This window comes from Enterobacter sp. JUb54, from assembly GCF_014298075.1.
GTDB classification, from domain to species: Bacteria; Pseudomonadota; Gammaproteobacteria; order Enterobacterales; family Enterobacteriaceae; genus Klebsiella; species Klebsiella lignicola.
The window spans coordinates 4,315,266-4,327,049 of record NZ_CP060418.1; the positions used below are offsets into that span (position 1 = coordinate 4,315,266).

General features: G+C 55.3%; 12 protein-coding genes and 1 riboswitch. Of the genes, 6 read left to right on the plus strand and 6 right to left on the minus strand.

The features are described from left to right. Positions 1-235 precede the first annotated feature (235 nt). Positions 236-1,438: an NAD(P)/FAD-dependent oxidoreductase gene (locus HF679_RS19825; protein WP_154144957.1), complete on the minus strand. Its 1,203-nt coding sequence runs from the start codon at positions 1,436-1,438 to the stop codon at positions 236-238. Between the two features lie 232 nt (positions 1,439-1,670). Between HF679_RS19825 and HF679_RS19830 the strand changes: the two genes are divergently transcribed. Next, positions 1,671-2,174 (plus strand): RrF2 family transcriptional regulator, encoded by a 504-nt coding sequence (locus tag HF679_RS19830; protein WP_123757227.1) that lies wholly within the window; start codon positions 1,671-1,673, stop codon positions 2,172-2,174. A gap of 37 nt (positions 2,175-2,211) precedes the next feature. Here the strand turns inward: HF679_RS19830 and dtpB are convergent, their stop codons facing one another. Both dtpB and uspA read right to left on the minus strand, forming a co-directional pair. Continuing rightward, positions 2,212-3,684, minus strand: a complete 1,473-nt coding sequence (gene dtpB, locus HF679_RS19835) for a dipeptide/tripeptide permease DtpB (RefSeq protein ID WP_187042326.1) — start codon at positions 3,682-3,684, stop codon at positions 2,212-2,214. Between the two features lie 312 nt (positions 3,685-3,996). Beyond that, a complete protein-coding gene (uspA, locus tag HF679_RS19840; RefSeq protein ID WP_004126268.1) occupies positions 3,997-4,434 on the minus strand; it encodes a universal stress protein UspA in 438 nt (145 codons plus the stop codon). 379 nt (positions 4,435-4,813) lie between these two features. Between uspA and uspB the strand changes: the two genes are divergently transcribed. Then, a complete protein-coding gene (gene uspB / locus HF679_RS19845; protein WP_123757229.1) occupies positions 4,814-5,149 on the plus strand; it encodes a universal stress protein UspB in 336 nt (111 codons plus the stop codon). A gap of 65 nt (positions 5,150-5,214) precedes the next feature. Here uspB and pitA read toward each other — a convergent pair whose 3' ends face one another. Then, complete coding sequence (gene pitA / locus HF679_RS19850; RefSeq protein ID WP_123757230.1) at positions 5,215-6,711, minus strand: inorganic phosphate transporter PitA; 1,497 nt, start codon at positions 6,709-6,711, stop codon at positions 5,215-5,217. A gap of 230 nt (positions 6,712-6,941) precedes the next feature. On the opposite strand from pitA, the gene HF679_RS19855 reads away from it, so the two are divergent. Beyond that, complete coding sequence (locus HF679_RS19855; RefSeq protein WP_187042327.1) at positions 6,942-8,132, plus strand: NAD(P)/FAD-dependent oxidoreductase; 1,191 nt, start codon at positions 6,942-6,944, stop codon at positions 8,130-8,132. On the opposite strand, the gene HF679_RS19860 is transcribed toward HF679_RS19855, so the two are convergent. Next, positions 8,129-9,022: a LysR substrate-binding domain-containing protein gene (locus HF679_RS19860; protein ID WP_123757232.1), complete on the minus strand. Its 894-nt coding sequence runs from the start codon at positions 9,020-9,022 to the stop codon at positions 8,129-8,131. The genes HF679_RS19855 and HF679_RS19860 overlap by 4 nt on opposite strands. 107 nt (positions 9,023-9,129) lie before the next feature. Here HF679_RS19860 and HF679_RS19865 point away from each other — a divergent pair, with 107 nt between their 5' ends. Continuing rightward, the gene (locus HF679_RS19865; RefSeq protein WP_123757233.1) at positions 9,130-9,711 is read left to right on the plus strand and encodes a nuclear transport factor 2 family protein; all 582 of its coding nucleotides are present in this window, start codon (positions 9,130-9,132) and stop codon (positions 9,709-9,711) included. Positions 9,712-9,744: 33 nt separating this feature from the next. Here HF679_RS19865 and HF679_RS19870 read toward each other — a convergent pair whose 3' ends face one another. Further along, positions 9,745-10,758, minus strand: a complete 1,014-nt coding sequence (locus HF679_RS19870) for a magnesium transporter (protein ID WP_154144959.1) — start codon at positions 10,756-10,758, stop codon at positions 9,745-9,747. Between the two features lie 54 nt (positions 10,759-10,812). Beyond that, positions 10,813-10,994, minus strand: a riboswitch (M-box (ykoK) riboswitch). Positions 10,995-11,149: 155 nt separating this feature from the next. Here HF679_RS19870 and HF679_RS19875 point away from each other — a divergent pair. Both HF679_RS19875 and HF679_RS19880 read left to right on the plus strand, forming a co-directional pair. After that, positions 11,150-11,425: a type II toxin-antitoxin system HicA family toxin gene (locus HF679_RS19875; protein WP_154144961.1), complete on the plus strand. Its 276-nt coding sequence runs from the start codon at positions 11,150-11,152 to the stop codon at positions 11,423-11,425. Further along, positions 11,422-11,781, plus strand: a complete 360-nt coding sequence (locus HF679_RS19880; protein WP_123757236.1) for a type II toxin-antitoxin system HicB family antitoxin — start codon at positions 11,422-11,424, stop codon at positions 11,779-11,781. The genes HF679_RS19875 and HF679_RS19880 overlap by 4 nt, the downstream gene beginning before the upstream one ends. Positions 11,782-11,784 lie beyond the last annotated feature (3 nt).

The window sequence follows — 11,784 nt, forward strand, 5'->3', positions numbered from 1 at the left end:
GTAGCCCGGACAGGTGCGTAGCACCGCCTCCGGGAAACTCCCCGGTGGCGCTGCGCTGACCGGGCTACGGGTCCGTGCGGTTTAGTATGTTGTCGCCTGGACGGGGCGTAGCACCGCCTGCGGGAAACTCCCCGGTGGCGCTGCGCTGACCGGGCTACGGGTCCATGCGGTTTGAGATGTTGTAGCCCGGACAGGTGCGTAGCACCGCCTCCGGGAGATCCCTGAGAGTGACGGATTAAACAAACGGTGCCAGCGGGTCGGCCATCTCAAAGGCGGCGGTTTTCTCGGCCTTTGGCGGATAGATCAACTCCTGGGTAATGGACATCTTCAGCTTCTTCGCCTCTTCCCGGGTCAGCTTCACCTGCTGATCCCAGCCTTCGGTATAGACCGCACCCCACGCCCCGAGGTCGAGACAGGTCACGTAGTTTTCCTGACGATAGGGCAGCGGCATCACGTTGAGCAGGCTGGCAGCCGCGTTATTACCGGCAAATTTACCCAGCAAAATTGCGTGCTGGCAGGTCATCAACGCATGGTTACCTTTGTCATCGGTGGCCGCATAGGCCACGTCACCGGTCGCATAGATATCGTCATGGCCCACCACCTGAAGCGCCGTATTCACATGCAGGCGGCCCTGGCGATCGCGCGGGGCATCAATCTGCGCCGTCAGGCCGTTGGCCTCGACGCCAACGGTCCAGATAACGGTCCGGGAGGCGATGTACTGGCCGTCTTTCAGCATCACGCCGTCGGCATCCACGCGTTCTACTTCGGTATTCACCCGCCATTCAACGCCAAGCTCTGCAGAGGCCTGGACGATAACCTCGCGTAATGCTTCGCTGTAGCGTGAACCCGGCTGCGGCCCGCGCTCAACTACGACTACTCTGGTCTTAGAATTCGAGCCGAGGATCTCCCGCAATTTGCCGGGCAGCTCCAGCGCCATCTCGATACCGGTGAAACCGCCGCCGCATACCACCACGGTATTGCGTGACTCACTGTCGGCCTCATGAGCAAGGGATTTCAGGTGCGATTCCAGCTCGCTGGCGCTCTCCAGCTGATCGAGATCGAAGGCGTGGGTATCGGCGCCGGCCACCAGTGAACGGTTGACGTGGCTGCCGCTGGCCAGAACTAACCGGTCGTAGCTCTGCTGCTGCATGATGCCGTTGGCATCAGTCCAGGTCACGGTTTTGCTGGCCGGAAGGATCCGGGAAACCGTCCCGCGCAGGAAGCGCACGCCAGTCACGTCAAACAGCGGCTGCAACGGCGCTACCAGGGTCTCGACGGCATTTTCATAAAAGCGCGGACGCACCCGCAGTTCAGGCTGCGGGGCAATCACCGTGATCTCTACGGCCTGTGATTGATGTTGATCGGCGAGGCGAGCAGCGCTAAGCGCGGCCCACATTCCCGCAAAGCCGGCACCGACTACCAGAATTTGTTTACCCATGATGGTTTCACTCACTGTTAACGACGATATGTTTACTCGGATTCTATTTGTCGTAGTATGTAATTGCAATCTGATTTGCAACGCAGAGCGGTTTGGCTGGGTTGATTTGTATTTATCTAATTGATAATAAAAAGTTTAAAAATTTTATGGACGACGGGATATTTTATCTTTGTGGTAAGGCTATGGCGAAAAAGCTACAATAACTCAGATTTATTTTGGCTGAGATAAGAGCATGGCATTCTACAGTTCCGGTGTTGAGTACGGCATCCATAGCCTGATGTGTATGGTGGACAGCAAAGGCGACGCCCGCGATATGAGCGTGCGCGAAATCGCCGATCTGCAAAGCGTGCCCTACGATTACCTGGCCAAAATCTTTACCCGCCTTTCGAAGGCCGGCCTGGTGCGCAGCACGGAAGGCAAGGGCGGCGGATTCCAGCTGGCGAAGCCGGCGGAACATATCACGGTACTCGATGTGGTGAACGCCATTGATGGCGATAAGCGCATTTTTGAGTGTCGGGAAATTCGCCAGCGGCTGGCGGTGTTTGACGAACGTCCGCCGGAATGGGCCTGCGAAGGGATCTGCGGCGTGCGATCGGTGATGGATATGGCCCAGCAGCGCATGGAAGAGGCCTTAGGGCAGCATACCATTCTGGACCTGGCGCGTAAGATGTACCGCAAAGCGCCGGACGAGTTTGTTATCGAAGTACAGGACTGGATTGCCGCGCGCAAAGGTTAACCTCAGCCGGTGTTGCCCGCTGAGGTTAACCACCGAGTTACTGGTCGCTGGTCGGCGTATTGATCATCCGGTTGAGCCACGGCACCAGAACCGCCATCACTATCGTTACTCCCAAGGTCACCAGGCCAATCTTGCCGAAGACGTTGGTGTAGATCGGTAGGGTTTGCAGCGGGTCGGTGATATTTTCCGGCACGGCGGTGAAGGTCGCAACATAGCCGCCCATCAGGAAAGCTGCCGCCTGGGTCAGGAACCACATCCCGAGAATAAAGCCCATCAAATGCTGCGGCACCAGCGCGGCGACCATCGCCAGGCCGAGGGCGCTAATCAGCAATTCCCCGAGGCTCTGGAACAGATACACCAGCACGATAAACCACGGCGACGTCAGCCCCTGGGCATCGGCAAACCAGATCCCCGCGGCCGCGGCGGTCAGGAATCCCAGCGAACATAAAAACATCCCGAGGGTAAACTTCATCGGCATGGTCAGGTCTTTGCCTTTATTGCCCAGCCGCGTGTAGATCGCCGCCAGTACCGGGCTGGCTACCACTACCCAGAACGGGTTCAGCGCCTGGAAGCTCACCGGGTTAATGGTGATGCCGAGGATCTCGTGATGGACGTTATTGATGGCGAAGAAGTTGAGCGAGGTCGGCATCTGCGCGTACAGAATGTAAAACAGCACCGCCTCCAGCATCAGGATAAAGGCGACAAACATTTTATTGCGCCCGGTCTTATCGAGTTTGAAGGCCTCACGGAAGAAGAAAATGATCACCACGATGGAGAGCACAATCAGCACCAGGTTGGCGATTTTAACGTTATGCAGCAGCCAGGCGCAGAGGAACACCATCGCCACCGTACCCACCAGAACATACAGCAGGTTACGCAGCACTAAGGGACGATGGTCCGGTTCAGAACCGATATCTTTGACCATTCCCCGGCAGGCGAAATAGACCAGCAGCGCGATAATCAGCCCCGCGCCGCACAGGTTATAGGTGACGGCATAGCCAAACTTCTCGGCGATCACCGGCGCCAGCGACAGCGACAGCAGCGAGCCGATATTAATCGACATATAAAACAGGGTGAAGGCCCCATCAAGACGCGCGTCTTTGGGCGGATAGCATTTTGACAGCAGGCTGGCGGGGTTGGCTTTAAACAGGCCGTTACCGACGGCGATAGTCCCCAGAGCGATAAAAATCAGGTCAGGCTTGAGCAGCGACATCCCGGTCATAAAGTAGCCCAGCGCCAGCACCACCGCGCCGAGCACCAGCGTGCGTTTGGTGCCGAGCAAATGGTCGCCGACATAGCCACCGATCGAGATCAGGCCATACACCAGCGCCGCGAAGGCACCAAAGGTAATAAACGCCTGTTCCTGAGAAAATCCGAGCTGTTTAACAAAGAAGACGGCCAGAATCCCCTGGACGCCGTAATAGCCAAATCGCTCCCATAATTCCACAAAAAAAATCATGAAGAACGGCCGTGGTTGCTTCAACAACCCAGTAGGTGCAGTAGTTTTCATATTCCTTCGCCTTAAAGTTCTATCCCAAAAAAGTATGAACGCGTATGCCAGAACGCGCTGAAAAAGTATTCTTAAGCGCAATGATTCGGTCATTTGCTATGTTTGTAGATTATTATACGAATTATATTTCTTATAATTGGTTGATCACACTAATCATTAATAATTTTGTGGATTGTTATTCTGTCTCTCTTGCGAGGGGGAGGCGAGGGTGAAATACCAGGGATAATGTGGCTCAGGCCGGTTCACGACCGCTAAAAACAACAACGCCCGCGATGGCGGGCGTTGGCATTCTGAAGGTCTACAGTGCGACGGTTATTCGTCTTCTTCGTCGCGCAGCGGAACAATCAGCATATCGACATGAACGGTGTTGATCAGCTGGCGCGCGGAGGACATCAGCTTGCTCCAGAAATCCTGATGGTGACCGCAGACCACCAGGTCCATATCGTATTTTTTAATCGCATCAACCAGCACCTGGCCGAGATCGCCGCTGCCGCTCAGGGTTTCGGTAATCGGATAGCCCGCATTGGTGGACAGCTCGCTCAGCGCGTGGTGGGTCTCTTCAGAAATGCGTTTCTGCATGTCGCCCAGATTGACATCGATAAGGCCGGTGTAGAGGTCGGAGTAATTCACATCCACGTGAATCAGAGAAACCTTGGCATTGTAAGGTCGGGCCATTGAAACGGCTTTTTCTACCAGCACTTTGCTTTCCGGGGAGAGGTCTACTGCAATAAGAATATGTTTGTAAGCCATAGTGTTACTCCTTCCATAAGTTGTCGATGACCATTGGACCAGACAGCTGGTGCTGTCGCTTCGCCCGCGTCCTGCGCGCTAATCCGCGGGGGTTCATCCTGTTAAGGACTTAATTGTAGAAGATATTTCTACCTTATAGCGCCCCTCGCGCTCCGTCAATGCACCTGGTCCATCAAAAGTTAAACAAATATATCCGTCTTACGTATTGATAACGATTAACCTTGTGGTAAAAAAATTGACTGATCTCCTACACTATTTAATGAGCCGATCGGATAAATAAACGTGATCGGTATCTCACTCTCGTATTGTATGTTGGGTTGGGTATTGGGGAGCGCTAGCCCCGGAGACGTCTCCGAGGGTGGGTCGCCGGGGAGGAAGTATGATCAGCACTATTGCGCTGTTTTGGGCCCTGTGTATCGTTTGTGTGGTGAATATGGCACGCTACTTCTCTTCACTGCGTGCGTTATTGGTTGTGCTACGTGGTTGCGATCCCTTGCTTTATCAATATGTCGATGGTGGCGGCTTTTTCACCTCGCATGGGCAGCCGGGTAAACAGATGCGTCTGGTTTGGTATATCTACGGCCAGCGTTATCGCGATCATCATGATGATGAGTTTATTCGTCGCTGCGAGCGGGTACGGCGGCAATTTATCCTGACCAGCGCGCTGTGTGGCCTGGTGGTGGTGAGTCTGATTGCGTTGCTGATCTGGCACTGACCGGTGGTCAGATAAAAAAACGGGCCAGTTTCCTGACCCGTTTTTATCATGTGCTGATACCCGCGTTAGATAAGCTTCAGCGAGAGCCAGTACAATCCGCCGGAGAGCAGAATCGCGGCCGGTAAGGTGAGAACCCACGCCATCAGAATGCTGGTGACGGTTTTTCTCTGCAGGCCACCGCCATCGACGAGCATCGTCCCCGCAACAGAGGAGGAGAGCACGTGGGTGGTCGAAACCGGCATACCGGTATAGCTCGCCAGACCAATCGAAACGGCGGCGGTCATCTGGGCTGACATACCTTGTGCGTAGGTCATGCCTTTCTTACCAATTTTCTCACCGATAGTGGTCGCCACGCGGCGCCAGCCGATCATGGTGCCGATACCCAGCGCCAGAGCAACCGCCATAATGATCCAGATTGGCGCGTACTCGATGGTGCTCAGCATATCGGTTTTCAGTTTCTTCAGCAGGCGCTGATCGTCTGCATTCACTTCCGGAAGCTTCGCGACTTTGTCGGTGGTATCGGAGATGCACAGCATAATGCGGCGCAGCTGAGCACGCTGATCGACCGAGAGGGCGTCATAGCTTTCGATACCGGTCAACGCGGTCTTCACACGATCCAGCGCGTTAATAGTGTTCGCCGGGTGGCAATGGAATTCACCGTTTGGCGTCGCGCCGGTGTCCGGAGACGGCACCAGTTGATCAACGCCGGTGACTTTCTTCAACAGCTCAGGACGCTGCTGGAAGAAGGTTTCCACGTTGTTGACCGCATCACGAGTCCGGGTGATTTCGTAGCCGGAGGCGTTCATGTTGACCACGAAGCCCGCCGGGGCGACACCGATAAGCACCAGCATGACCAGACCAATGCCTTTCTGGCCATCGTTGGCACCGTGCGAAAACGATACGCCAATGGCTGACAGAATCAGCGCGATACGGGTCCAGAACGGCGGCTTTTTCTTACCGTCTTTCTTTTCACGTTCCGCCGGGGTCAGGTGGATACGGGCGCGTTTTTTGGTACCGCTCCAGTAGCGACGCAGAATGAAAATCAGCCCGCCAGCGACCACCAGGCCGACGATCGGCGAGATGATAAGCGAACCGAAAATTCCGATCACTTTCGGGATATTCAGCGCGTCAACCACTGAGGTGCCGGTCATCAGCGCATTGGTTAAACCAATACCGATGATAGCGCCGATCAGCGTATGTGAACTGGAGGCCGGCAGACCAAAATACCAGGTGCCGAGGTTCCAGATAATCGCGGCCAGTAACATAGAGAACACCATGGCGAGGCCATGTGCGGAACCCATATTAAGCAGCAGGTCGGTCGGCAGCATATGCACGATGGCATAAGCGACGCTAAGGCCACCTAACAGCACGCCGAAGAAGTTGAAGAGGGCCGCCATCGCAACAGCAAGTTGCGACCGCATTGCGCGTGTGTAAATCACAGTTGCAACCGCGTTTGCGGTATCATGAAAACCGTTAATCGCTTCGTAAAACAGCACGAAAGCTAAAGCAAGCAATAGTAATAGTCCGGTATGTAAATCCAGACCGGCAAATAAATGTAGCATAGGACGTTACGCCATTTTGAGGACATGAACGCGGCGCATTATCAGGGACTTTAGCGGCGCGGGCAAAGTGAAATATAGACTTTTTTTGATTTTCTTCCTGTCTGTTTTTCACTCCCTTGAGATTAATCTTATATCTTTCAATGATGTATCTAAATACATGGATTTTCGTGCTGGTGCGACCAGAGTGAAAAATTTACAATTCCCGACAATCGGGATATGAGGAAAGTTGTGTGGAAAGGTTTGATGCCATTGTAATCGGCGCCGGTGCGGCGGGAATGTTTTGTGCAGCGCTGGCGGGCCAGGCAGGGCAGCGTGTGCTGCTGCTGGATAATGGCAAAAAGCCGGGTCGTAAGATCCTGATGTCCGGCGGCGGGCGCTGCAACTTTACCAATATGTATATTGAACCGGCGGCGTATCTCAGCCGAAATCCGCATTTTTGCAAATCTGCGCTGGCGCGCTACACCCAGTGGGATTTTATCGAACTGGTCGGCAAGCACGGCATCGCCTGGCATGAGAAGACCCTCGGCCAGCTGTTTTGCGATGATTCCGCCGGGCAAATTGTCGACCTGCTGCTGGCCGAATGCGAAAAAGGGGCGGTGCAGATCCGCCTGCGCAGCGAGATTATCAGCGTCGAACGCGACGATGAGGGCTACACCCTGCAGCTGAACGGCGACGCGGTGGCGGCGAAAAAACTGGTGGTGGCCTCAGGTGGCCTGTCGATGCCGGGGCTGGGCGCCTCGCCGTTCGGCTATAAGCTTGCCGAGCAGTTTGGCCTCAAGGTGCTGCCCACTCGCGCCGGCCTGGTGCCCTTCACCCTGCACAAACCGCTGCTGGAACAGCTGCAGGTGCTCTCCGGCGTCTCGGTACCATCAACCATCACGGCGCAGGACGGCACGCTGTTCCGTGAAAACCTGCTGTTTACCCACCGTGGGCTTTCCGGGCCGGCGGTGCTGCAAATTTCCAGCTACTGGCAGCCGGGTGAGTTTGTCAGTATCAATCTGCTGCCGGACTGCCATCTCGATGATTTTCTCAACGAGCAGCGCCGCGAGCACCCCAACCAGAGCCTGAAAAATACACTCGCCATGCAGCTGCCGAAGCGCCTGGTGGAGTGTCTGCAGCTGCTGGGACAGATACCGGATGTCACGTTGAAACAGCTGAACCTGCGCGATCAGGAGCTGCTGGTGGAGACGCTGACCGCCTGGCGCGTCCAGCCGAACGGCACCGAAGGCTACCGCACCGCGGAAATCACCCTCGGCGGCGTAGATACCAACGAACTGTCGTCACGTACCATGGAAGCCCGCAAGGCGCCGGGACTCTACTTTATCGGTGAAGTGATGGATGTGACCGGCTGGCTGGGCGGCTATAACTTCCAGTGGGCGTGGTCTTCCGCCTGGGCCTGCGCGCAGGCGCTGGCGGATTAGTCTTCTGCAACTGAAGCGTGACGGAATAGCGCCTGCCAGGCGCGGGCAGCTCCGTTAATCTCCTCTTTGCGGCTCACCCGAAGCAGACTGGCGCAAAGCGCCGGGTCATTCAGGGGACGGTAGACAATATCCGGAATGCCAACCTGCACCACCGGTTCGGGGACCAGGGCCACCCCCAGTCCGGCACCGGCCATTGCCAGCACGCTCAGCGTCCCCGAGGCGCGGGATATGCGCTGGGGGTGACCTGGGTTGAGCGCCTGCAAAGCAGACGCCAGCTGCGCATCTGCATCGTGGCTGGCGTAGAGGATTAGCGGCTCCTCCGCCAGCATTGCTACGGTCAGCTGCGGGTGAGCGGCCAGCGGGTTATCCTGTCTCATCGCCACAAACCGTTGCCAGCTGCCGACGGCTTCGCAGCGCAGCGCCGGGTGGCTTGCTCCCTGAAAGTCCGGCAGATAGCCAATATCCAGCTGGTCATTAAGAATCGCATCAATTTGCTGATGCGGTTCCAGCTCCTGCACCGTCAGTTCGGCCTGCGGATAGCGCTGGTGAAAAAGCCGCATATCGGCAACCAGCAGGCCGCTGAGCACCGCATTACCGGCAAAACCGACGCGTACCTGGCCCATTTCTCCTTTGAGTGAACGCTCGACCATTAAGCGACTATGCTCAGTCTGGGCGAGGATATTTTGTGCCTGAACCTGCAGCAGCTTCCCGGCTTCAGTAAGCATCACCCGGCGGCTTGAGCGGATAAACAATGCGCCACCCAGCTCATTTTCCAGATCTTTAATCTGCTTACTCAGCGCAGGCTGCACGATATGCAGACGTTCCGCGGCGCGACCGAAATGGCTCTCCTCGGCGACGGCCAAAAAGTAGCGTAGATGACGAAGTTCCATAGAGCCTCATTAATCACTAAAAGTGATTGATTGATGAAATCTGTATATTTGAGTTTATTGTATCGCGGGCACAAACTACACCCGGTTCACTAATCGGAGAGACCAACATGCATAGCCAATTACAAGACCGTCAGCAGCTTAATGACTTGATGACCGGCTGGATCCATCGTGACCTGAGCGAATGGGATAAATTACGTGGCCTGTTTCACCCGGACGGGACGATAGAAATCACCTGGTTTGAAGGGCTGGCCAGCGATTTTATCGATGGTTCGATCCGCATGGGCGCCTCTGAGCTGCGCACCCGTCACCTTATCGCGTCACCCGTCGTGCAGTTCAGCGATGACGGCAGCCGGGCTATTCTCGAAACCTGCGCGGTGATTATTGCTGAAAACACCCGGCTGAATATCGGCTGTGAGTGCCATAACCGTTTTTATGATATGGCTGAAAAGCGCGACGGCGTGTGGAGACTGTTCCATCGCCAGAGTATCTACGATATGGGAACCTTCACTTTCCCGCAGGGACCCACGGAGATTGACTCCTCGTTGGTCGCAAAATACCCGCGTGAATACGCCGCGCTTGGTTATCTGCTAGAGCAGAGTGGTTTTCCGGTACAGCGCGTGTTTGCTACCCGGGGCAGCGACCAGGAGCGAGACATGAAAGCCGCAGGAATGCGCTGGCTCTCGGCATAGTTCTCGGCATCATTCTGGCGCGCCCCGACATCTTTAATTCAGGCCAAGAAAGTGCTGGGCGATTTTGAAGTAAATAATCAGCCCGGTACCGTCGATCAGCGTGGCGATAAACGGTGCGGAGACCACCGCCGGGTCAATCCCGACGCGCTTGAGCACCATCGGGATCACCGACGACACCACCGCGCTCCACAGGGTAATGCACACCAGCGTCAGGCTGACGATCATCGTGATTTCCATGCCGATGCCCATCATCCAGGCGCGGATGCATCCCGCCAGCCCAAGGGTAATGGCAATCAGCAGCGATGTGGTCACCTCTTTGCGGATCACCCGTCCCATATCCCGTAACCGGACTTCCCCCAGCGCCATGGCGCGCACCAGCGTGGAGGTGATCTGCGTACCGCTGTTGCCGCCGGTGCCAATCAGCAGCGGGATGAAAAAGGCCAGCGCAATGGCGGATTCCAGCGCCTCGCCAAAGTGTTGAAGCACGCTGCTGGTGTAGGCTTCCGCCACGAACAGCAGCAGCAGCCATACCGCTCGCTTCTTCCACAGCGCCCACGGGCTGATCTCCAGATAAGGCTGATCCAACGGCAGCGTTGCCCCCTGGCGGTGAACATCTTCGGTGACGTCATCCTCCAGCAGATGGGCAATCTCTTTTTCCATCAGACAGCCCACCAGTTCGCCTTTGTCGACCACCGGCACCAGATCGAGCCCGCGTTCGGTCAGTTCCGCCACCACCTGCTGGCGCTCGTCATCGGGCCTGACGCGAAACAGGCAGCTGTCCATCAGGTAGCGAATGGGCTGCGCCGTCTCGTTCTCCTGAAGCAGTTTTTTAATTGATAAGCTTCCGCGTAGCTTCTTACCGGCCACCACAAAAACCTGGCCGGGGATCTCATCGCTGGCGAGCCGGGAGATAAACAGTTCCCGCGCTTCAGAGACGCTGAGGTGCTCAGGCAGGGTGATAAAATCGGTACGCATGTATTGCGCGATAGCATCGCCGTCAAAGTTGGCAGCGGGCAGATGCGCGGTGCAGTGCTGAATAGATGACATGAGATATACCCTAAGAAAATCACTCATAGGGGCGAACAAGACAGGGTGCGCACAGGCAGATCCCTACGTCCTGGGTTTAGCACTGCACAACGTATCTGAACGGAAAATACCGCCAGAAGTTACCTTGGCAACACCTTGATTCGATGGATGCCTGTATTTCCCTGAGTGGTCTCTCTCGATACCAGCAGGGCGGTAACTTATGTTTATGCAGGAGCCTCGCCATAACGAGATCGTTAAATGAGACGTGATTATTAGCGAAGGGAAATAATTAACCAAGCGTATAATTCAGATGGTTTATTAATGGTTGAGAAATACCGGAAGAGGTAGGGATTGACTTCATTCTACGCTATCATAGTATGTGACTTCAAAGGATGAGGTCGTAGGAGGTGCGATGGAGCAGCAGGTATTATCCTTACGCAAAAAGCAGCGCAACACGCTGGAGCAACTCTTCAAAACTCCCGTGCCGCAAGGTATTAAATGGACGGATATTGAGTCGCTGATAAAAGCGTTAGGTGGGCAGATCAAAGAAGGGCGCGGGTCGCGATGCAAATTTTTACTAAACCAGAGCATTGCCAATTTTCATCGGCCTCATCCTTCACCGGATACCGATAAAGGCGCAGTGGAGAGTGTGCGCGACTGGTTAACAAGCATAGGAGTAAAACCATGATCAAACCTAAAACGCCTAACTCAATGGAGATCGCCGGGCAGCCCGCGGTCATCAACTATGTGCCTGAACTTAATGCCTTTCGCGGCAAGTTCCTTGGGTTGTCTGGCTACTGCGATTTTGTTTCTGACAGTATTCAGGGGCTACAAGAAGAGGGCGAAATTTCCCTGCGAGAATATCTCGAGGATTGCCGGGAGGCGGGAATTGATCCCTACGTTCATCCAGAGAAACTGAAAACATTTACCCTGCGCTACCCGGAGTCTTTCGGCGAACGTCTCAGCTCGGCGGCTGCGGAAGAACAGGTATCAGTCAATACCTGGATTATTGAGACGCTTAGCGAACGTCTGAAGCAAGCATAATAA